Source organism: Paenibacillus sp. R-74696, from assembly GCF_055814915.1.
The window spans coordinates 1-23,542 of the sequence record NZ_JBPULM010000021.1 but is presented as its reverse complement, the minus strand read 5'-3'; the positions used below and the strand labels follow the sequence as shown (position 1 = coordinate 23,542).

Sequence of the window (23,542 nt, the reverse complement as noted above, 5' to 3'; positions counted from 1 at the left end):
TTTTGAAATACAATGCGCAGCTGTGCTGTGCTTTGCCAGCGTTATATCTTTCTACTTCCGATGTTGACTGCTGCCCACTTGTCGCCTTACTTCATCGACTTATCGTCCATCTTGCCCATGTCATCCATGTCCTTTTTATCGTCCATCTTGCCCATGTCGTCCATGTCCTTTTTATCATCCATCTTGCCCATGTCATCCATGTCCTTTTTATCATCCATCTTGCCCATGTCATCCATGTCCTTTTTATCGTCCATCTTGCCCATGTCATCCATGTCCTTTTTATCGTCCATCTTGCCCATGTCAGTCTTGTCTGTCTTGTCTTCCATCTGACTAGTATTACTCATATTATTCGTGTCGTTCATCTTCTCCTTACTCATCCCGTTATTCGCATTGCACGCGCTCAGCGCAAGCATGCTTCCTACCAGCATAACCATCAGAATACCTTTTTTCACAACCGTTTCCCCCTTGAAAAATAGTTATTATTGTTTCGCAAGTACAGCTTAACAAGCAAAACTAACCATTCAAGAACGATCCGCTTGCAAATGTATTTCTAAATTCTTACAAATCTCTAAACAGCATCTGAAGCATAACCCTTGTCACCTAACTCCAAGGTATGCCTCACTCACTCTCCCTAATCTCTTTCCAAACGCTGCCCATTCCCCTCAGCCTCTTACACCCAAGCATCATTCGCATACCCGCGCTGTTCCCAATACCCGACATGCTCCCCTTCGATTAGCTCAATGCGATTCAGCCATTTGACCGACTTGTAGGCGTACATTTTCGGCACAATCAGCTTGACCGGGCCACCGAGATCGCTTGGAATCGGCTTGCCGTCATGCATGACCGCGACCATAACGTCGTCCATATCCGCCTGCTCCAGTGTCAACGTATCCGTATACACACCGTCGCCGGAATAAAATTTCACCGTTTGTGCTTTCGACTGAACGCCTGCGCTTTTCAGCAGCTCCTTAAGCGGAATCCCTTCCCACGTATTGTTGTACACGGACCAACCCGTCACGCAATGAAAATCGCTCACCTGCACCGTTCGTTTCAGCGCCACGAACTGCTCCCAATTCCACTGCAAGCGCTGATCGACCAAGCCATCAATCGTAAACGACCAATTGCTATTGTCGAATTTCGGAATTGGTGTCACTGTGTATACGCGGAAATTTCCTTTTGCCCCGCCGCCCGTAGGCGGAAGCGAAGCCGGAAGCGGCTGCGGCTCAGGCAGCAGCTTATTGCCATTCTCCGCAACAAGCTCGTCAATAGACGAAGCTCCTCCGAAGCCTGTCCCAAGCGCCCCGCCTACCCACTTTAGAAAAGAAGGCCCGAGCGCAATCGCGATCCCCGCGCCCAGCGTCCATTTTATTACCTGTCTCCGTGAATAAACCGCCTGCGGTCCCGCTGCAGGATGAATGACCTCCTCACGAACCGGATTTATCGTACGACGATGCGGCTGCTTCAGCCATTTTGTCCGTGTAATGGAATGGTAGATGATATAAGGCAGGCCGATCCACGTCAGCAAATCATGCACGAGCAGCGCCGAATTCGAAATTTCAGGCCCCACTAGTCTAAACTGCCACAGCAGCACACCAGATAAAAACCAGCCTGTGAGCAGCGCCAGTACGACGATTACATTAAATTTCTGCCACGGCTTTTCCTTAATTTGCTTCCAGTGCTTAGCGGCGAGAAATAAATAATACACGACGGGCAGCAGCGAAGCGATGCCGACCACGATGTGCAGCCATTTTAACCACACGCGGCCTTCTCCTAGAAACCCCCGCCAAAAGCCGCCCAGCAGCATAAGTCCTGTCAACGCCAAAATCACCACTATCCACCCGTTCCAAGCGTGGAGCGACACCAGCTTTTTCCCATAGCCCTTGCGCAAACGTTCAATGAATGAACTCATTCGGAGATATCCCCTTTCCAAGCTCCATATCTTCAACTAAAATGTGCGCCTTATCATTTTCTTTCTTCTCAGCTTTTTAATACTATTATAACGCCTGACACAAGCTATTACGAAATGACGGACTAAGCATAGCAAACAATGCTAAACAACCAGCAACGAAGTACTTACAAAAGTATGAACAGCTTATTACAAAAAGATTAACGAGCCACACAACCCGATCAAACATTTTTCCTTGCTGGCCGCAAGTGAAAGTGATAACTAGGAAAGGTACAGACTTCTCCAAAAATTGAGGATAGCTGTACCTTGTTTTCGTTAATGGGACTTTTAATGACGACTCACAACTTGCATGCAAGCGGTAGAGTTCCTTATTCAGCACCTTCACAGCGCTCACGAAGAGCGAGGACGAGACGCATACTGCAAGATAGCAGCTGCTGCCCTCTCACGGCGCTCTACATCCTCACACTGCATGGCAAGCCTTAAAATATCCACCGCTTCCCTAATTGTCGTATGATCTATGTCAAAAGACTGCTCACTCTGTACGCTACTTTCCTCAGCCCCGCTCAACCATAGCTCCATCTGCCAATCGGTTACGGGCTGCTCATACCTAGCGGGAAATTGTCCTTCGACTATCACTTTGGTTATAAATGACTGCAGCTCCGGGGCAATCCTGCTCTGCGGCAAGCTTTTGAGCCAGGTCACACCGCGCCGATGGCAGCTGCCGTCCTCCCTGTTATCTGCATCCAGCACATAATAATAGTCGCCAAAATCGCCAAAATGAACCTTATCGTCATCCACTAAAAGCACATAATCGCCGTCTGCCACTACTTCCACGAACAATCGAAGCTCTGCAATACGCCCAGCCAGTGCTGCACCCTCAAGTTGAAAAACCTCAACTAATTGCGCCTTGGACGCTTCCTCGTCGAAGGGCTCCAAATTGCCAAGCCCCGGGCCATACAAGCATACGAAGTTATCCTCCAAAAATGTCTTGCTCCGGTTTATCCCGCCTACATCCGCTTGCATCACATACAACTGCAGCCTGCTCACCTCCGCTTCATTCTCTTTCTTCCTATTATATCTCCTAATCCGCCTCAGGAAAAAGCCGCTCAAGCTTGAGCGTGCATGCAAACATTTCGAAAAGAATCTTCGTATGCTTCGTTTCAGTGGTTCACTCCTTGCTAAGGATAGACTTTGGCGGACACAGCAGCCGCTATTTTAGCCAGATCACGGGTTTAGCCCCGGCTGCGGACTCAGGAGCAGCTATTTAGCTGGAAATGGCCATTTTGCCGGGATATTGAGGGCGATAACGGATCTCCTGTCCGCTTATGTCCTGAAATCGAATAAAAAGCTAGAATAGCGAACCTCAGTCCGCCAAAGAAGCAGTTAGTGTCTGGAGCTGTAGGGTATCAGCAATAATCGCAGGCTGCGGTTCACCAGCCTTGAATCGGCGGATGAGATTGCCCTCGAATAATGGCAAACCTATTAAAGCTAAACAACGGCCTCTGCTGGAAAAAAATAAATCCCGCGCGCTCCCCATCATATGAGGAAGCGAGCGGGATTTTCGAGCTTGTAAGCTGCGGTACTGACCTGCCTTGCCGATTATCCTTGAAGCCTGCGGCTTATCACCGCATTCTCTTGCTCCTAGAGCTTCAGCAGCTTGAAAATCACAGCTGCTGCTTGCGCTCTAGTCGTCTGCCCTTGCGGACGGTAGCTGCCGTCTTCAAATCCATTCACTAAGCCCGCCTGCTGCATTGCGCTGACGGCCTCCTGTGCGAATTCGCTGATTGACTGCTCATCTGCAAAGTAAGGAAAAGGCTTCGTGCTTGCTGTGTTTTCCCAAGCGATTTGCGTAGTCGCACGGGCCAAAATAACAGCCATTTCCTCGCGAGTAATCGCGTCATGAATGCCGAACGTCCCATCTGGGCGCCCTTTCACGAGGCCCAGCTTCTCTGCCGAAGCAACGGCCGCTTCATACCAAGCGCCCTGCCTTACATCGCGCAGGCTGCTAGTCGCCTGCTTGTCAATCAACCCAAGTGCGCCTAGCAGCAGCTGGACGAACTCCGCTCGCGTAACGGCCCTCGACGGCTCAAAGCTGCCGCCGCCCGTTCCGCTCACGATTTCGCGCGCTGCGAGCGCCTCAATCATCGTTTGGGCCCACTTCGCTTGGCCCAAATCTTTAAAAGCCACATCCGCATAAGCTATCGCATAGCGGCTGAAATGCTCCGGCTGGAAGCGAACGACTCCAGCCGCCTCATCCACCCTCACGTTGCGCACGACTTCCAGTGCGCCGCCCTCGCCTACATAATAAACAACGACTTTATGCGCTTGTTCATCCGCTTTTAACGTATAAGCGAGCTCCACTGCTACTGGCGCAGCCTGCCCAAAGGCATGAAGCTCCTTGCCGTCTACACTAAGCTTGAAGTCATAAACAGGGTGATCGCCTAATTTCGTCTGCACATTAGCCGGCAAATCCGAAGCTGCAACTTGGACGGCTTCCAGTGTCAATTTATTGGCGCCTGCCGCAACGATTCCCGCCGTCTGCGTAATGTCCACCGTGATTTGCACAGTACCTGCTTGCACGGTGATGAACCGCACCTTTGGCTGATCCCCTGCCAGCAGCAATTCCATAGGAATCTCCACTTTCGCTCCTGCCACAGCTCCTGCCTTGCTTGGCTCAAGCTGAATGCGCAGCGTATTGGCCGTTTGCAGGCCAGCCAGCGCTTTCTCCATATCGCTTGCGCTCAGCTGTGCTTGCAGCATGCCGCTCGCATCCGCTGTCACCTTCACGGTCAGCCCGTTCGCGCCCACTTCAACGCTCGTGCCACTGCCCGTCGAGCCTGAACCTGATCCGTCCGACGTACTTCCACCCGTTCCACCACCCGGCGTGCCCGGATCTGTTCCACCACCCGGCGTGCCCGGATCTGTTCCACCACCCGGTGTTCCCGGATCTGTTCCACCACCTGGTGTTCCCGGATCTGTTCCACCACCTGGTGTTCCCGGATCTGTTCCACCACCCGGTGTGCCCGGATCTGTTCCGCCACCCGGCGTGCCCGGATCTACCAGCGTCTTCGCCGCCAGCACGGCTGATTTATCCGATTCGCCCGCTGCGTAAACGGCGGAAACCTGATAAAAATAATCCGTATTGGCGCTCAGGCCACTATCCGCATACGATGCTGTGCTGATTGGCTGAGCGCTTGCCAGCACGTAAGGCCCATTTTCATCCGTCGCCCGATAAATGTTGTAGCCGCTCACGCCAGCAAGCGCTGTCCATGCCAGCTCAATCGCTGTATCGGTAGCCGCGTTCACTTTCAGCCCAACTGGCGTCTCCTTCGTCGGCTCCTCCTTCACCTTCGTTCCGTACACCTTCACCTCGCCAAACTGCGGCGTATACCAGTTGCCTGGATTGTTGCGCAGAACAGCATCGACCATCTGCACCCTTACATATCTTGCTTTGCCGCTCAGCTTATCGGAGGTAAAGCCATAGGTTTTATTGTCCGTCTTATCAAGCGCCGTCGTAAAAGTAACGCCGTCCAAGCTCGTTTCGATTTTGTATCGGTGATACCCTTCCGAGCCGTTATGCAAATACCACGACAGCTGAATGTTCGTTAGGCTGTACACATCGCCAAGATCGACCTGCCACCATGAAGGCCAGCTGCCATTCGCTGCGACCCAGTTTGTGGTGTAGTCGCCATCGTTGGCAAAGGTTGCTGGGCTGTTTTCCAGCTCGCTTTTCGCTATGGCTGGCTTGCCCTGCGACAGCAGCTCGCCGTTTTGCTCAGGCACAACCTCACCCGTTGCCTGGTTGTAGTACACGTTTTCATAATAATCATATTTCGCATAGCCATTGCCCAGTGTAATCGGCAGCCAGTGCTGCTTCGCCTCTCCCGCGCCTGCTACCCAGCGGTTCGCCATATTCACGAAGCTGAGGCCCGCGGAGCCTTCCATTTTCCAAATGAAGCCGGATTGCGCCGAGAAGTTTGAATTATTGCCGATTCTGCGCAGGTCCGTCCACGGCCCTGCAAGAGAAGTGGCGGAAGAATACATGCCCTTGCTTGGGTACCAGCCTGCCGCCTCGGAGGTGAACAGGTAGTAATAGCCGTCTTTTTTAATAAGCGAAGGCGCCTCCCGATGCTTGCCTTCATACACCTTGAGCACAACGCGTTCTACCGACAAATAGTCCGCAGACAGCTCATAAATGAACAAGTCTGCATTTGTATTGCCCGATGAAACAATATACCCTTTGCCGTCATCATCCTTGAAGAAGGTGATATCCCTTGAATCGTTGCCTGCCGGACGAACACTGCCATGGAACGTCAGCGCCCCGCCGGGATCGCCAGACAATACCGCCGCTCTGCCGAGCGAGTAGTCCCTGTTGTTTTCATAGTGGAGCCAAATGACAACTTTGCCCGTTGCTTCGTTATACGTGAAATTCCACGCCTCGAATTTGCTAGCCGCAAGCTCCGGATGGGAATCGCGGGTCAGCACTGTATCCACAAACGTCCAGTTGACCCCGTCTGTCGATTGATGCAAATTCACCTGCTTAAATCCATCTGTATCTGACACATATTCATAATAGTAATACAGATTGCCAAGCTTCAAAAAGCCGTCATGCGTAATCGTTGGCGTGTGCGTCACATTGCCCGCATCATCAAGCCACACATTTTCCTTCGTATTGTCGTACTCAGCCAGATCAGACGATGCGATGAACGTTCTCGCCTGTGCAGACTGTGAAAGCTCCGAGCCGCCACCCGGATGGGTCGCCTTCACCTTGTAATAATACGTTTTGTTGACCACAAGGCCGTTGTCGTCATACGCCATCGCTCTTCCGTTATACACCTGCTCATACGTGCCGTTCTCGCTTTCCGAACGGTAGAGCGTGTATGCTGTTGCGCCCGGCACGCCTTGCCAATTCAGGCTGATGGTCGTCACCTCGGCAGCAGACGATGTTTTCACAGAAGTCGCCAGCAAGCCTTGCGGCATATCCAACTGCATGTCGGACGAATAAATTTTCACCTCATGCAGGCCTCTGTACCAGGTGACTGGTCTATCGGCATTGTTTGTATGTCCAAACTGCCCCAAAATCGTCAGCTTTACATACCTGTATTTGCCCGCAAGCTTGTCGCTGTTGAAGGAAGGCGTCTTATTGCCGCTTTGGTCGATAAGCAGATCATACTGCTGGTCATCGACGCTGCCTTCCACCTTATACGTGTAATAAACCTCCGAGCCGTTCCACTCCCGCCAGCTCAGATCAATGCGGCTCAAATCATATTCCCGTTCCAAATCGAACCGCAGCGTCGTCGGAAACGAGGTGCTGCCCGAATCGAAGAAATTGTCATTGCTGCCATCATTGTTCGTATCCTGAAAATACATCCCGTCATTCGCCATCGTCGCCGGGTTGCTCGGCGCTTGCGAGCTAGCCACTACAGGCTTGCCCTGTGATACAAGCAAATCGGTCGCCGTTTCAAAATGCCCCGTCGCCGCATTCAAATCCAAATCTCCGCTATTCGTAATGGATGCCACGCCTTTATCCATTTCAAGCGGCAGCCAAATATATTGCGAGTTCATCAATGCCGACGGATTCCAGCGGTCGCCTACATATACGTAGGAGGTCGTTTCGCTGCCATAGACGCTGAGAATAAAAGAAGGCTGCGTATAATACGTCGCCGGATCGCCGAACCGCTTAAGCTCGGACCAATCGCTTAGGCTGTTAATCGACTTGGCGCTTGAATAGTAGCCTTGATTCGGATACCAGCCGGACTGCCCCGATGTGAACAAGTAGTAATAGCCGTCCTTCTTCACAACTGCTGGCGCTTCCCTTCTAACACCCGGGAACAGCGTATACATGTACTGCTCGGTGTACAAATAATCGTCCGTCAGCCTGAACACGTTCAGGTCGGCGTTATTGTTCGAGGATGCAAATAAATAGGCGCTGCCATCATCATCCTGGAACAACGTAAAGTCACGGGCCTGCATCGCCCCTGGCTGGAAACGATTCACGTATGTGTAATCCCCGTCTACCGTGTCGGATACAGCAACGATCATATTCGCCTGATTGTAGTTGCCCGCTTCCTCCCAGTGTCCCCATAACACATATTTGCCTGTTTTTTCGTTGTACAGCACTTTGGGCCGCTCGATTTTTGCCGATTCCAGCTCCGGATGAGAGGCTGTCGTCAGCACATTGTTGCGGAATTCCCAGTGCTTGAGATCCTTCGATGCATACACGGAGACGCCTTTCAGCACCGCCGAATTATGCCCTTTATCCTCGCCGAACCAATAATACGTGTCCGCTACTTTGAGGATATAGCCACCATGAGCCTGAATCATGCCACCTTCGTCATCGAACCAGTATTCGCCGTTGCGAATAACGTCCGCTTTGCCGGTATTGTCCTGCACCTTAATATCTGCCTTGATGCGGGTAGACGTGCCCGTTACCGTTCCCTCGGCTTTGAAGCTGCCAACGCTAGCATAAGCAGAAGGAGCAAGGGTATCCCACTGTACAGGTACCGTCGTATACTGATTGTTCGTATAGTCGATTTTCACCCGATCCGGGAGCCTTGGCGCGACGCCCTTTTCCGTGTAGATCGTCATGATCGGATCAAGCGTTCTCGGTACAGAAAGGCCATGTACAAGTCGGCTCCAATCCGCTTCATCCATGCGTTTGAAGCTGCCCGCCAGCGCACCGGCTGGAAGCGTAAAAGAGCTGGCTGCCTCCTGCGTCCACACACCCGCTACGTCCGTAGCGGAAGCAAGCGTCCACGCGCCGCCTGCATACGTATATTTCAGCCATTTATCCTCGGAATTCAGCTTGAACGTATCGGCTCCATTCGCGATAGGCGAGACGAATGCGGCGTTCGTGCCCAGCTCCGTCCAGCTTTTCCCGTTGCGGCTCACCGCATAATGCAGCGTTTCCGTGCCGCTGACGAGCTTGTTATAAGCAAATAAATAAGCGGTATTCGCATCTTGCTCCAAAATGAACACGTCGAGCACTCGCGTTTTCGATACGCTGCCCCGCGTAATGGTCGCCGTCAGCTTAACGAGCAGATCCCCTTCGCCAATGGCGGGGCGGCTAACCATGCCGTCTGGGCGCAGGTTAACCGGATGATCCGATTGCCACGAAATTTTCGTCCGGTTCGCTCCTGCATCCGGCAGGCTGAGCTTTGCTGTTGCCCCATCGGCATGCGCGACTACAAGTGCGTCCTTGTCATTGTCGACCGCTGCCTCGTCTGATAAATCTGCCAGCACCTTAAGCTGGAATGGCTTCGTGTCTATCGCATTGCCACGTTTAATCGTAACTGTCAACGTCACGTCCACGTCTGGCTGTCCGTAGGCAGGACGAGTCACCTTGCCTGCGCTATCAACAACAGCCGGCTGGTCGGATTCCCATGCCAATGACGAACCGTTAGCGCCTTTAGCTGGAAGCGAAATATCAGCCATCACCTTGGTCAAATCGCCAGGCAGCGTCACAGCCGCCTTATCTGCCGCCACCTTAGCCTGATCCTCCGGATAGGTGAACAATGCCACCTCCTTCGGTCCCAACGCCCGATTGAACACATAAAAATCATCAATTTTCCCATCATAATATGGATCGGAGCTAAACATCGAGCGGCCGATATAATTCAGCGTCGTTTGGCCCAAATCCTTAGGCTTCAGCGTCATATTGGCATTGCGCCCCACCTCTACGCCGTCCACATACAATACGCCTGTAGAGCCCGAAAGCGTCATCGCATAATGAACCCAGCGATCGGTTGCCTGCTGCGCAGGACTAACGCCGACAACTTGCTCGCTGCCGCCATTTTTCAAGACGAAGCGCGACTCATTAGCGCCCGTGGCTGGCGTAAAGAAAATATAATTGTTCGTGCCGAGCCCGATATCGAACACACGAGTCCACTGCTTGAGCGTATCCTGCTTCGCCCAGAAGGCAAAGCTGACCTCATTCAAATCCTTCAGCATGCCTGCCGGAAGCGAGACATAGCCATTTGATCCATTGAGATCGACTGCCCCGCCTGATCGGCCCGTTGTCCATGATGCCCCTCCGGTAAGCGTGGCTTTGCCTTGGTTGCTGCTAGCGCCAAGCGGTGACACCTGCGTCCCTGACGTTTCATTGAACGGGTATGCCGCTACAATGCCCGGCAGCAAATCTGGCGATTCCGGCAGCACCAGCACCGTCGTCAGCGAGATGGAGGAAGAAACAACCTCATATTTGTTGACCTCCGCTGCAACTTGATAGTAATAAGTCACACCGGAAGCCAGTCCCGTGTCCTCATAGTGCTTGTCTGTTCCGACATACACCGGAGAGAAGCCCGCGGTAGCATCGGTTGAACGATATACGCGGTAGGTAGCTCCCGTTACGGTACTGTCCCAGCTAATCGTAGCCGCAGACGAAGTGATGCCCGTTGCCTGCAAATCACTCGGAGCCTCCGGCTTCGGATTTGGAATTTGCCAAATGCCTACATCATCAAGCGCGCTTTTTTCCCAGCGGGAGCGGAAGCCCGCTTTCCCTGACGCAAGGGATGTATCTGATACATTAAAAATAAGCTTATTGTCCACATAGCCTTTCATTTTGCTGCCTTCGACGATGATACGCATCGTGTACCATTGATTCACACTAATCGTAATCGGATATTCCCCGAGCGTTGTTGTAGTGCCGCCTACCCGTTTGGATAAGGAGAACCGATTATCCCCCAGCTGGAACAAATAAAAATTGTTCACATCGCTATAGCGCGCCAAAATGCCGGGAAACGCTCCCGCAGCCACTTTTTTCACCTTGGCCTCATACACGTAGTCGCTGCCGATATCCTGATTGACCGAGGCAATAGCCTCATCCCCAGCACTAACGTACAGCACCTGATTGCTAGCCGCAGCCGGATCAACTGCTGATTTAATAATATTGCTGTTATTGACCGTCCAGCCTTGCAAATCGCCATCCTGAAAATCATCCTTAAACAGCGGTTCATTCGCAACAGCTTCCGCCTCCTGAGCGACGAGCAATTGCTGTTCTTCCGTTCCTCCTTGTCCCTCTTGCGACTCTCCTGTTACATTTTGCTGCTGTGTTTGCTGATCTCCCTCTGCTGTAGTTCCCGTTTCCTCTAGGACCAGCGCAGATTCTGCTGATGCCGTTGCCGTATAGACAGGCATAATCCCCGGCAAAATGATCATCAGTGCCAGCATAAGCTTGGATAGTGCAGCTATGGATCTCTTCAATTTTTCAACCTCCCACATTTATTTCGCGTTGACTCTACAGCCCGGATAAATGGTAAGCGCTTTCATTAAATAGCTGAAAAGAATTTTCGTTCCTAAGCACATCATGGTACCCCTCCGGTCTGTATTTAGCTTAGCCCAATGCTCACACAGCCCGAAAGAGCAACAATACAAGCATAGTGAACAATTTGGCATTTTACGACTGAACTATTTTAACTTTGGTGAACTGTTGAAATATCTTGTACGGCTTGTACGGTGATCCTTTAATAGGATATCTGACAGCACGCCACTTCTCAGGAGGAAAACGATTTATGAAGGCTGGTCATTAGCTCCTGACAGGCTGAGAGAGAAGCGCTTAAAGAGCAAAAAAGATCACCCTCGCCTTCCGTGAGGTGTGATCTCCTTTTCGTCTGCTTAAGCGTACAGCGTTATCCGCTTCATTTTGTCAGCACAACCGGGCCCGAGCGGGTAACCGCAACGGTATGCTTTACATGCGCTGTCGCAAGTCCTGGCTCGACACTAGCAGTGTCACCCGCCAGCGTACCTAATCCCACAATTAAATCAATCGTCAAAATCATGCCTTCTGCCAATAGCTCCTCTGGCTGCTCCACCGGGCGCATCTCTCCCTGCTGCAGCCGCTGAAGAATGCCGTGCACCGCGATATCCGGCATGCTGTTCATGACCAGGCAGCCCGACTTGGCCGCTGAAGTATGGATAGCCACGATGATATCACCGGCGCTTCTGCCTACTCTCGCCTCGGCAATGCCGCGATACAGCGTGTGCTGCGCCGTGCGCAGCAGCTTGCGGGCAAGCGGGGACGGCTCACCTATCGCATACGTCCAGGCGAATTCAGCTGCGCCGCCATCCACCCCGGCAATCATCTCGATTTTGACCATATCACCGCTGGACAGAGGAGCCGTGCCGGGAAACCCGCCGCGCAGCATCCCGTTTACCGAGGCATAAATGGCGAACGGATAACCTTTTCGCCCCTTGTAGGCCGGAAACGCCCCTCTTTCCAGCATGAATCGCTCCGTAAAACGCTCGATCTCAAGCGTTGTCACCCCGCAGGTAATCCGCTTTGACAGCTCCTTATGGCATGCAGCTATAATGCTCCCTGCATGCTGTACATACTGCTCTTCCGTGCCAAGCGCAAGCTTCGTCAGCATATCCAAACCTCCCTCCTCTATTCACCATATTCGAGGAGCAAAGCGGACATTCTCACGAATGTGAACAATTCGTGTAATGCTTTGTTTTCTCTCTTTCCCTTCAAACAAAAGGGCCCTATTCCCCTTGAAGGGAATAGAGCCCGTATAACCATGCGATTAGCCGACTGAGGAGTTGAGCTTGCCCATTTCATCTTCCACCAGCAATGTTAATTCTTCCTCGTAGCCGCCGGTAATCCGGTACTTTCGAATATAATCCCTAACAAATTTGCGTGAATCCTTGGGTTGGAAAATTCTCGTTAGTTCTTTCAGGCTTTCCTTGACTTCATTCTGGCTGTGCTTCGCCATGAAATCTCCTCCCTTAACGTTGGATGGTCGTCCTAAACAACAAATTCCGAGAACACATTCGGCTAAAACACCGCCGGACTCCCATCGGTCAAGCGTCACCATGGTTTGATGATTCAAAATGTTTGAACTTTTCTTACTATTATAACATTTATGCTACACTTGGGAAAGCATGCATTTGACCGGCTCGTCCACCAAGCGTATAATTTATGCGAAATCCGCACTAGTCAGGCGTCCTGTCCAGGGGTGAATCACGCTCCTCCTCACCAGCGGAAGCCTCGTCAGCACTAGCATGGCGCTCTATGGATGAACGGACAGAAGCTGCGCTCCGGTCTTTATGAAACATTCGTAAATAGGCGACAACCCCGAAAATAGCGACCGCAATACCGAACGCCAGCACCAGCGCAGTGACCCAGCCTTGAACCATTATCCCAGCTCCTCTCTGACAAGGTGAAACGGCTGTCGCTTGCCTTTGGCAGCGCGGCGCGTTTCATTCCGAGAAATATAAGCCCATTATTAGGGGAGCTTATACCTTCTTATATTTTTTAATATCGGCAAAAATCCACTTTCTTTCAAGCTACAGATATTTCCAAATATAGGTTACATTATAGCGAAAATCCAGCCCGTCTTCAACTGTCCTAAGAACGAAAAAGACTAGCTGCATAATCATGTAAGCCCTTTCATTTATTTCCCAAAAAAACCTCCGCTTCCACAATTCCATTGGAACGAAGGCTCTATCTCAAGCTTCAAATAGGTCTGGTCAGCAGGGCAAGCCTGTCTGCCGCAGCTATGCAAAATCCGGCATAATTTCCTGAATGCAATCCGGTGACTCGTATGCTTCGTTCCCTACCGCATTCGTTACCGGATAAGCTCTTAGCTGATAGGATTCCAGCGGGTCGAGATGCTTGCGCAATGAACGGAAATCATGAATGCGCGGATTGAGCCAATCTTCCAGCCCTTCCTCGTCAAGCACGATAGGCACGCGCGGCTGCCAGCCGGATAACGCCCCTGAAGAACTGGCTGTGATCATCGTAAAAGCGCGCACTTCCTGCCCCTGATAATTTTTCCAAGCATCAAAGAACCCCGCCACACCAAACAATCGCTGGCTCGGCACAACAATATGCATCGCCCGCGGCTCTCGCTCCTGCCCATACTGCTGCCAGCCAAAGAAGCCGCTGCATGGTACAACACAGCGCTGCCTGCGCAGCATCCGCTCGAAAAATGGCTTTTCAGACAACCGCTCGCAATCCGCATTTACTGAATCCTTCGCCCAGAACGGAAACAAGCCCCATCTGGCATCCTGAAGCGTCCGCTCACCTAAACGGTCATTCATTACAATTGACACCGACTGGGTCGGCGCTATATTAAACCTAGTCACATCACAATCAATTACATTCCCAACCTGGAACGACCGAACCAAATCATCGACATTTGCCCTAACCGAATAACGCTCAATCATCTGTATATCCCCCTCTAAGCTGTGCGGGCAAGCATTCCGCTGTGCTCAAAATATCGTCTTGCCCATTATTTGCATATGAGGAGGTTTTTTATTCACTTCTTGGCTTAATTTGTCGTAAAACGCTTGCGGAATTTAAGCGGCGGCATTCCGGTGTGGGAGGCAAACAGCCGCGAGAAATGCGGCGTTTGACGGAAGCCCGTTTCCTCCGCGATGCGGGCAATCGTCCAGTCTGTCTTAATAAGGAGCAGCTTCGCTTGATCCAGCCTGTAATAGAGCAAATATTGCTGCGGCGTACAACCGAACACCTCGGTCATACAGCGCGTAATATAATTGGTGTGCAGTTGCAGCACTTCGCTGAGCATGCCATTGCTGATTGGGCTGCGGTAATTCATTTTCAAATAGGCCGCGGCACGTTCTGCCACCGATACGCCTGCTCTTGCGGCATCCGAACGCCAGCCTTCATCCAGCATTTGCAATAAATGCAGAAAACGCTGCTGCCGCTCCCAGAACGCGCCATGCGACGAGCTTTGCGCTGCATCATGCAGCTGTGCGAAGATGAGCTTCGCTTCGTCCGGGTAAGACAGGTGAATTTTTTTCGGCAGCCGAATGGCATACGTATAATAGTCTCCCCTCAAGGAGCCCGATTGACTCCCCTCAGTTTCTTCCCATGCACCCACCGTTTGAAAATGGATCCAGTCGAACACGGTCGTCTCCTGGCAGGGCTGATACGAATAATGATAGCTGTCCGGCCGTAAAATAAGCACATCCCCTGGGCCAAGCAGCCATTTATTGTCCCCTTCCGCAAGATGCAGAGCGCCTTCATGCACAAACAGCATATCGAATACGCCAATATTAGTCCGGTTCGGATGTTCCTCACCCGCTTGATACGTACGACGGTTTGATTCTATAAAAAAGGGCAGCGGCGGCGAACGAAACGTTAGCAGCAGTTCCTCTGACACGACAATCTCTCCTTGTGCAACTATGTAAGTTAGTATTTATGTATTGCCCCATGTTACATAACTAACAATCGTTTGTCTACCTTTGCCTCCGGATGCGTCTTCCTAATAGTGAGCATAAAAAAGGAGCATCAATCGATGAACCATCGAACGATGCTCTAGCCTACATAATAAGACTTGCTGACTTTTGCAGCACAGCCTCAGCTGCTGCTTCTGACGTCTTGCTGAAGCATTCGCTGCGCAGCGGGCAGCTTCGGCACTCCGCCGCATTGTTGCTCTTGCGCAGCCGCTCGGCTTCGGGCAGCATAGTCTGCACGAGCCTCATATAATCCAAGGACTGCGGTATATCAGCTTCGCTTGGATAATAGGAAATCCGCTGACCGCTCATCACCGACAAAACATCGATCCGGCTCGGCAGCTTGCCGAAGGCGCTGTTACAAAATACGGCGGTCATATGCTGGAACGTAACGATGACATCCTCATCCTCGTCCACGACAAACTTTTGCACAATATAATCGGTATTCGTCCCATACGGATCTTCGGCGACAATTTGGAAGATTTGCGTGAGCTCCATATCGAGCGGCTCAACAAAGGTGCGATGCTGCTCAAATTGGATAATCGGCGCCGCCTCTTGCTCCTCCAATAAAAAAGCCGTCAAATGTGCAACCGCTTGCAGCTTCGAGTCCCAATAATGCTCCGCATTATCGAATTTAGCTACTCGCGGCGTCCACCAGCGCTCCGCCAGCCGCTTCACTACATCAGCTGTACGGGCATGGGGCGGCAGCTCATAAAAATCATTCACAATATGGCTGACGGCGAATTGCATAAGCTGGCGCCCATTCACTTCGCCTGCCCGCTTCTTCGCCGTCTGCCGTTTAATGAACCGATAGGGGCAGCGCAGCAGCTCTTCCAACTTGTAATCCTCAATCAGCTTTACTGCTGCGGATTGCACCATAATCGGCCACCTCATCTTTCTTGCGGGTCACTTAGAAATAAAGCAGCAACAGCCGCCCTGCTTATTAGCCCGCTACAGTTACAAGGCCAGCTACTTGCTTGCCTAGGTTTTTGCATTGTTCTTTCTCATCATCGGAAGGGTTGTATTCAACCTTCAGGCTTTCGGAGACAATTTCTGCCCCTAGCTCGCGCAGCTTAGCTTCGATGGTATCAACCGCGCCGCAAAATACAGGATAGGAGGAGTCCCCTGAACCGAATACGGCTGCTTTGCGGCCGCTGAGGTCAAGTCCTTCAAGCTCCTCGTAGAAATCAAGAATTTCATCTGGAAGCTCGCCGTCTCCCCAAGTATACGCGCCGATAATGATGCCATCGTACTCCAGCAAATCAGCTGCATTTGCATCGAAAGCTTCCTTCGATACAACTTCAACGCCCGCTTCCTGTGCTCCAGCAACAATCGCCTCAGCCATTTCCTCTGTATTACCCGTCATGCTCGCGTATACCACAATTACCTTTGACACCTATACATTCCTCCCAAGTGTAAATAGCCGTCGCCATTTTGGACAATCGGCTGCTTTGTTTCCCATCAGCTGGGGGAGAGCAGCCTCTCCTCCGCGCGCCAATGGCTGATTTTATATGAACTAGGCATCCATCATTTGAATACCTTGAAACAACGTGGCCATATACAAGCTGTCGCCCTGCAGATCCACATCCGTCACCGGAATACCCAGCTTCACAGACAGCAGCGTTACTTGATTGCGGATATAAGCGAGCTGGAACAAGCCTTTATCCGTACATACATAAATATCTTTCCCCTTCGCAACAATGGAGAAAATAAACTGCTTGCTGAAGCGGATGCGGTCAAACCGTCCCTTCTTGTCGCCAATCATCAGCTCGCCGCGATCGCTGACGCCAATGAGATGTCCTCGGTATACAGCAAGGCTTGTAACCGCACGGTCCAGCTCAAACTCGGCCCACTCATCCATAAAACGGTCGTACAGCGCGACTCCGCTTTCATGACCAACAACGAGATATTGCGGCAGGTTCATGAAATCATAGACCCGCTTGTCGGAGCAGGCTGACTTTTCCCAGCAGCTTCCGGAATTTGACCACAGCCCATAATCCGTTGCCGCATAGCCTGTGCCGCCAAGCATCCGGTATTGATAGCAAGGAATGGCGAGACCATCATTGACCCATTGCCCATTTGTATATTGATAAAGTCCTTCACTCGTGCAGGAATGAAGCACGCTGCTTTGCAGCTGCAGTCGATTAACCATTGCCGATTGCGGCATCCCTGCACTAAGCTTCAACCATTGCTCTTCGCCATTAATCTGATAGACGCCATAACCAACCGATGCCACGTACAGCGCATCCTCGCCCGCCTTCACTGATGAGAACGGGAACAGCTGCCAATTCCACGGCTTGCCCGTTTCGGCTGGCGCATCATTCATTTGATGCTCCTTGCGATTAAACTCTGCCACGATTAAACCAGCTCCATCAATATATACTATCGTATATTATTTTGCATCATTGTATAGGTGGACAAACTGATAATGATTATCACTTTCGTAGTATATGATAACTATTCTCATACCTAATGTCAATCATTATCTATCGAAATTGGAAAATGTGCCTAGCCGTGGGCAGCATTCGCCCGTTGTTCATTCTTTTGCCATACTACCTGACCCTCCCCCTGTAATTCCATGGTTATGCATTGCCTGCGATAGTGCTATAATGAGCAACAACAAGCAAGGTGAAACGGCTGTCGCCTCCTTTGGCGGCGTGGTGCGTTTGGAAGCTTTCGCAAAATGTTAATCCCGGAAGGTGGCCTCACATGGAATATTTATCATCTCATTCGCCTAGAGTTGGGCTTGAAGACATCGTTCACGCCCAAATGCATTTGAAAGACGTCATTCTCCGCACGCCCCTGCAATATAATCGCGTGCTCTCCGAGCGCTACGGCTGCAATGTCCTGCTGAAACGCGAGGATTTGCAAATTGTGCGTTCCTTTAAAATTCGCGGTGCCTACCATTTAATGCGTTCACTGCCGCCAGAGCGGCTTGCCGCAGGCGTCGTCTGCGCAAGCGCAGGCAATCATGCGCAGGGCGTTGCCTACTCCTGCCATGCGCTTGGCATCCCGGGCAAAATTTATATGCCTAGCACAACGCCGCGCCAGAAGGTAAACCAAGTGTCCTTCTTCGGTGGCGACAGTGTCGAGGTTATTTTGACTGGCGACACCTTTGATGATGCTTATGCAGAAGCCATTAAGGAGAGCGAGCGCAGCGGTACGGCTTTCATTCATCCGTTTGACGATTTGAAAATTATTGCCGGCAATGGCACAGTCGGACAAGAGCTGATGGAAGCGTCGGATACGGTGCCGGATTTTGTATTTGTGGCCGTAGGCGGCGGCGGCCTTGCTGCTGGTGTAGCTTCATATGTAAAAGCCATTTCGCCGGAAACGAAAGTGATTGGCGTAGAACCAGAAGGGGCGCAGTCGCTGCGCGAATCGCTAGATGCCGGGGAAGTCGTTACGCTTGAGCATATCGACAAATTCGTCGATGGCGCTGCAGTAAAGCGGATCGGCAAGCTGACGTTCGCGATCTGCCGCGAATTGCTCGATGATACCGTGCCTGTTCCCGAGGGCAAAATTTGTACGACCATGCTCGATCTCTACAATGAAAATGCGATTGTAGCGGAGCCAGCCGGTGCGCTGCCTATAGCTGCGCTAGAAATGTTCAGGGATCAGATTGCCGGAAAAACCGTCGTGTGCGTCATTAGCGGAGGGAATAACGATATTGACCGCATGCAGGAGATTAAGGAGCGTTCGCTCATTTATGAAGGATACAAGCATTATTTCATGTTAAATTTCCCACAGCGCGCGGGTGCGCTGCGAGAATTTCTCGATGATGTGCTCGGTCCGACCGATGACATCACCCGCTTCGAGTATACGAAAAAGCACAATAAGGACAATGGCCCGTCACTCGTCGGCATTGAGCTTAAGCACCGCGAGGACTATGAGCCCTTGATCAGTCGCATGCAGATGAAAGGCTATTCCTTCATCGAGCTGAACAAAGACCCTGTACTGTTCAATTTATTAATTTGACGATCGGCTGTTCTATCACCAATTACCAAGCGTAAGCTTTAGGTGCATCGCCGCCCGGTCCTGGGAAAATCTCATCGATACGGGCGAGCGTCGCGCTATCCAGCTCTAGCTCTACCGCACGAAGCGAGCGCTCGAACTGCTCCAGCGTGCGCACCCCAATAATTGGAGCCGTAACCGCCGGATTCGCCAGCAGCCATGCGAGCGATACGAGATCCTCAGGCTCACCCAGCTCATCGCAAAGCTTGCCATATTCGCCCAGCTGCGCGCGATGCTTATCCAGACGCTTGGTGTCTCCACTGCGGCGTCCGCCATTATCCCTGCGGTGATTGCCCGCAAGCAGCCCCCCATCCAGTGGACTCCACGGAATAACGCCAAGACCGAGCGCCTTCGATGCAGGAAGCACCTCCAGCTCCGGCAAACGGCACAGCAAATTATATTTGTGCTGCTCGGATACGAGCCCCAAAATACCTCTCGCTTTTGCTTCGCCCTGCGCCACAGCAATATCCCAGCCTGCAAAGTTGCTGGAGCCTACATACCCGATTTTGCCTTGTGAGACAGCCGTCTCAAATGCGCTCCACAATTCATTCCAATGGACGTTACGATCCACATGGTGCATCTGATATAGCTCGATATGGTCCGTCTGCAGACGGCGCAGCGAGCCTTCCAGATGGCGGCGAATTTTATAAGCGGACAAGCCGGCTTCTCGGTTCGGCCCATCATGGTCATCATTCATATCGCCATATACTTTGGTCGCAAGCACGGTACGCTCACGGCGTCCGCCGCCTTGACTGAACCATTTCCCAATAATTTCCTCCGTACGTCCAGAGTTTTCGCCCCAGCCATAAATGTTCGCCGTATCAATAAAATTAATGCCCGCATCTAAAGCGGCATCCAAAATCCGGAACGCTTCCTTCTCATCTGTATCCACACCAAAATTCATGGTACCAAGGCATAAGCGGCTAACGCGCAAACCTGACTGACCCAAATAAGTGTATTGCATAAAAGAAAGTCACTCCTTCAATCATTTTTTTGATTGCCATACCCTTCCTATTATACATAACCGAAAGTCCATAACCAAGCTGAAAGCGCATGCAAAGCCTGCTGTTCCTCCTAGAAAGCAATAAGACTGATTATGGGTAAAATTTAGTTACACAGGTGAAAATAAGCCCGTCATGAGCGACAGCAGCAGCAGCTGAACGCATTTACAAGAGAGGGTGATGGAATGGCTATATTTTCTTCCATATTAATTTTGCTTGCTCTGATCGGGCTGTCCAATATTATCAATCGGCATCTTCCGGTTGTTCCAGCTCCACTTATCCAAATTGCGCTTGGCATTGGGATTACGCTTCTACCGTCCGGCGTCCATATGACGCTGGAGCCCGAGCTATTTTTCATATTGTTCGTAGCTCCACTGCTGTATAACGATGGCAAGCACACGCCGCGCAATGAATTATGGAGGCTTCGCGCCCCGATTTTCCTACTCGCTGTCGGCCTTGTGTTTGTCACCGTATTTCTTATCGGCTATGCGATCCACTTTATGATTCCGTCCATTGCGCTGCCAGCAGCGTTTGGACTTGCTGCCCTGCTGTCTCCGACCGATGCCGTAGCGGTCAACGCATTAGCGGGGCGAGTTCATCTGCCCAAGAGCCTGCGGCATTTGCTGGAAGGGGAAGCACTGATGAACGATGCCTCCGGGCTCGTCGCCTTTAAATTTGCGATGGCAGCTGCGCTAACCGGCACGTTTTCCTTAACGAAAGCAAGCATCAGCTTTGTCGTTATTGCAACGGGCGGCCTTGCGGTCGGGTGCGTGCTGGCCTTCCTGATTACAGGACTTCGCGCTGTTTTGCGCCGGTCTGGTCTGGAAGATCCAACGCTGCATATGCTTATCCATATGCTCACGCCATTTGCTCTTTATTTGACTGGAGAGCATCTTGGCGTATCCGGTATTTTGGCCGCTGTAGCCGGAGGCGTCGTCCATGCCGTTGAACGCGATGAATACGATAAGGCTCGGGCCCGGAATGATGAGGTGCCTGACCATACATGGTCGGTTATTTTGTACATACTGAATGGACTCGTTTTTGTCATATTAGGACTGCAAATACCTGTCGTCTTCAGTACCGTTTTTGTTAATCCTGCGATTAACTCGCTTCAGGTGACAGGCTATGCTTGCTTCATTTTCGTTCTGCTATTGCTTCTGCGATTTTTGTGGACGTACGCCTTTACAAGAGGGGGCCGCTTATTCGGCTCTGAGCAGCAGCGCGAGAAGCCTTCGTTCAAAATATTAGTTTTGACCTCGCTTTCTGGCGTACGCGGTGCCATCACGCTTGCCGGCGCGTTCTCCATTCCACTGTTTCTAGCCGACGGAAATCCATTTCCCGAGCGGAATGTCATTATTTTTCTTGCGACTGCGGTTATTCTATTATCGCTGCTCGTCGCGAGCACCGTGCTTCCGCTACTCGCAAGCAGCAGCGATACGGGTAATGTTTCAAAACGGACGGAGAAGGAGCGCCAAGGGCAGCTCAAAATGATGAATGCGGCCATTGAGGCCATCCACCAAGCGGCGAGCAAGGAAAATGAAGCGGAAACGACTGCCGTCCTTGCCGAATATGAGCGTTGGTTCCGCATGCTGGAGCTTCAGAAGCCCCGGCTGACAACGAAGCAAGCGGATGAGGGGATCATTGATCTACGCTTTGAGGCGTTCCGCATGGAGCGGGAAGCTGCCCGCCGCATGCTGGCACAAGGGGAAATCAGCGGGCAGCAGTTCGAACTGTTCGAACGAAGCCTCGAGCAGCTTGAGCAGATGCTGGCAGGACGCCGAAGCTTTTGGCCGATTATTATGAGAAAGCTGATGAGGCTCCCGCTGGAGATGCTCTCCCTCAAAAAATCGAAAGCGCCTGCCTATGCCAAGATAGGCCAAGCCGATCGCGAGGCGCTGAGAAGGACGAAGCTGCGAGCCTGCGATGCGGTTATCGACACTTTCGATAAGCGGCTGGACGAATCTGGCTCGGAGGAGCGGAGCGAGCTGATCAGCCATTACCATTTTATAAAGGAAAAGCTTCAAAAGCCGATATCGCCGAAAAAGAATGGAGGCGACGCCGACGTGCAGCGCGATTTGCATTGGGTTGCCATTCAGGCGGAGCGGGTCGAGGTGCAAACCTTGTATGAGCGCGGAGAAATCAATCGGGACCTTGCCAATAAGCTGCGGCAGTTTATCCGCAACCGCGAGGCGTCTATTTTAGAGCAGGGGTAACGAGCTCGAGCTGGCAGGGCTGGCTTGTTCCACATACGAGAGCTTGGCATCTACCACTATTTTCTGGTATTGTTTAGCCATACGATGTCTTTTAGAACGGCTGATATTTTGATCAAGTGAGTGAGGGTGTTAACGTATGGCGTTGCTGCAAAATTGGATAGAACAAATAAAGCATATGGATTTAGAGCATCTGCAGCGCACGCTGGAAAGCTATCGGGAATTCGGACCGCTGCTTGGCATCCTTTTACCTCTGCTGGAGGCCTTCCTGCCCTTTCTGCCTTTGCTGGCGATTGTGGCGGCCAATGCCAATATTTTCGGCCTATGGTTCGGCTTCTTATTTTCCTGGATTGGCGTTTCTGCTGGGGCCATCGGCGTCTTCTGGGTCGTGCGCAAGCTCGGGAAAAATGTCAAAGCAAAAGTCGAGCGTCGCTTTCCGAAATCTGGGCGGTTCTTCGAATGGATCGAGCATCGCGGCTTTACGCCGCTGTTCCTGCTCGCCTGCTTTCCATTTTCGCCGTCCTCGCTCATTAACATTGTGTCGGGCTTAAGCGCCGTGCCCTTCCGCACGTTCATCATCGCAACCCTTCTAGGCAAGGCGGTCATGATTTTATGCGTATCGCTGCTCAGCTTTGATATAGGAAACTTCGCCCATGAGCCTTGGCGCATCGTCGTTGCCTGCATCGTCATTGTGCTGATGTGGTTCGGCGGCAAGCGGCTGGAAAAACGTTATATCCATTAGCACTCATACATATTCCCTTTTGAGGCATGCTATAGCAGAATGACCCGCCGTCATGTTGGACGGACTATGCAGGCCTGGAAAGGGAGATACGATGAACGAACAGCAATTGGACCAAGAACAGCAGCATCAATACAATGAAATGAAGCCGATGTCGGGCGAGCCTGTTGAAGTGGCGGGTGTATACCGCAACGATTGGAATCGTGAAGAGAAACTGGAGCGCGGCGAGGTGTTTCCAGCCGATCCCCAGATGGGGACGGCGACTTGGCGGCTGGTGGAGCTGGACTTCGACAACCATCATGAAGGGCGGACCGATCCGCGGCTCATCCCCAAAGACGATGACAATGATCCCGAAGCTCATATGCAGCATCCAAGACGCCATGAGGGCAGCAATAAGACCGAATAGCTTATGGATTGACTGACGAACAATAGCAAGGCAAGGTGAAACGGCTGTCGCCGTCCTCTGGCGGCGCAG

General features: G+C 51.7%; 17 protein-coding genes. 4 read left to right on the top strand and 13 right to left on the bottom strand.

All coding sequences use genetic code 11. The annotated features are described in order from the left end of the window. Positions 1-86 precede the first annotated feature (86 nt). From ACSR9A_RS05970 to ACSR9A_RS05915, 12 genes are all read right to left on the bottom strand, one after another. A complete protein-coding gene (locus tag ACSR9A_RS05970) occupies positions 87-452 on the bottom strand; it encodes a hypothetical protein (RefSeq protein WP_473756163.1) in 366 nt (121 codons plus the stop codon). A gap of 218 nt (positions 453-670) precedes the next feature. Next, positions 671-1,909: a molybdopterin-dependent oxidoreductase gene (locus tag ACSR9A_RS05965; RefSeq protein ID WP_473756162.1), complete on the bottom strand. Its 1,239-nt coding sequence runs from the start codon at positions 1,907-1,909 to the stop codon at positions 671-673. Positions 1,910-2,296: 387 nt separating this feature from the next. Then, positions 2,297-2,953: a hypothetical protein gene (locus ACSR9A_RS05960; protein WP_473756161.1), complete on the bottom strand. Its 657-nt coding sequence runs from the start codon at positions 2,951-2,953 to the stop codon at positions 2,297-2,299. A 594-nt stretch (positions 2,954-3,547) separates the two neighbouring features. After that, the gene (locus tag ACSR9A_RS05955; protein ID WP_473756160.1) at positions 3,548-11,107 is read right to left on the bottom strand and encodes a family 43 glycosylhydrolase; all 7,560 of its coding nucleotides are present in this window, start codon (positions 11,105-11,107) and stop codon (positions 3,548-3,550) included. A 434-nt stretch (positions 11,108-11,541) separates the two neighbouring features. Then, complete coding sequence (locus ACSR9A_RS05950; RefSeq protein ID WP_473756159.1) at positions 11,542-12,270, bottom strand: M24 family metallopeptidase; 729 nt, start codon at positions 12,268-12,270, stop codon at positions 11,542-11,544. Between the two features lie 156 nt (positions 12,271-12,426). Beyond that, complete coding sequence (locus ACSR9A_RS05945) at positions 12,427-12,615, bottom strand: hypothetical protein (protein WP_046229494.1); 189 nt, start codon at positions 12,613-12,615, stop codon at positions 12,427-12,429. Between the two features lie 220 nt (positions 12,616-12,835). Beyond that, on the bottom strand, positions 12,836-13,039 hold the full coding sequence (locus tag ACSR9A_RS05940) for a hypothetical protein (protein ID WP_473756158.1): 204 nt from the start codon (positions 13,037-13,039) through the stop codon (positions 12,836-12,838). Between the two features lie 360 nt (positions 13,040-13,399). Continuing rightward, entirely contained in the window at positions 13,400-14,071 is a 672-nt protein-coding gene (locus ACSR9A_RS05935; protein ID WP_341280720.1) for an SOS response-associated peptidase, read from the bottom strand. A 104-nt stretch (positions 14,072-14,175) separates the two neighbouring features. Then, complete coding sequence (locus ACSR9A_RS05930) at positions 14,176-15,030, bottom strand: helix-turn-helix transcriptional regulator (RefSeq protein ID WP_341280719.1); 855 nt, start codon at positions 15,028-15,030, stop codon at positions 14,176-14,178. Between the two features lie 160 nt (positions 15,031-15,190). Further along, positions 15,191-15,982, bottom strand: a complete 792-nt coding sequence (locus ACSR9A_RS05925; protein ID WP_473756157.1) for a hypothetical protein — start codon at positions 15,980-15,982, stop codon at positions 15,191-15,193. Positions 15,983-16,046: 64 nt separating this feature from the next. Next, on the bottom strand, positions 16,047-16,499 hold the full coding sequence (locus ACSR9A_RS05920; protein ID WP_056031783.1) for a flavodoxin: 453 nt from the start codon (positions 16,497-16,499) through the stop codon (positions 16,047-16,049). A 120-nt stretch (positions 16,500-16,619) separates the two neighbouring features. Further along, on the bottom strand, positions 16,620-17,459 hold the full coding sequence (locus tag ACSR9A_RS05915) for a hypothetical protein (RefSeq protein ID WP_473756156.1): 840 nt from the start codon (positions 17,457-17,459) through the stop codon (positions 16,620-16,622). 353 nt (positions 17,460-17,812) lie between these two features. On the opposite strand from ACSR9A_RS05915, the gene ilvA reads away from it, so the two are divergent. Further along, positions 17,813-19,081: a threonine ammonia-lyase IlvA gene (gene ilvA, locus ACSR9A_RS05910; RefSeq protein ID WP_473756155.1), complete on the top strand. Its 1,269-nt coding sequence runs from the start codon at positions 17,813-17,815 to the stop codon at positions 19,079-19,081. Between the two features lie 22 nt (positions 19,082-19,103). Here ilvA and ACSR9A_RS05905 read toward each other — a convergent pair whose 3' ends face one another. Then, positions 19,104-20,081 (bottom strand): aldo/keto reductase, encoded by a 978-nt coding sequence (locus ACSR9A_RS05905; RefSeq protein ID WP_341280715.1) that lies wholly within the window; start codon positions 20,079-20,081, stop codon positions 19,104-19,106. A gap of 222 nt (positions 20,082-20,303) precedes the next feature. Between ACSR9A_RS05905 and ACSR9A_RS05900 the strand changes: the two genes are divergently transcribed. The 3 genes from ACSR9A_RS05900 (at position 20,304) to ACSR9A_RS05890 (ending at position 23,473) form a co-directional block, all read left to right on the top strand. Next, positions 20,304-22,331: a Na+/H+ antiporter gene (locus ACSR9A_RS05900; RefSeq protein ID WP_473756154.1), complete on the top strand. Its 2,028-nt coding sequence runs from the start codon at positions 20,304-20,306 to the stop codon at positions 22,329-22,331. A gap of 136 nt (positions 22,332-22,467) precedes the next feature. After that, a complete protein-coding gene (locus ACSR9A_RS05895; RefSeq protein WP_056031795.1) occupies positions 22,468-23,070 on the top strand; it encodes a TVP38/TMEM64 family protein in 603 nt (200 codons plus the stop codon). Between the two features lie 91 nt (positions 23,071-23,161). After that, positions 23,162-23,473, top strand: a complete 312-nt coding sequence (locus tag ACSR9A_RS05890) for a transposase (protein ID WP_473756153.1) — start codon at positions 23,162-23,164, stop codon at positions 23,471-23,473. The last annotated feature ends 69 nt before the right edge of the window (positions 23,474-23,542 follow it).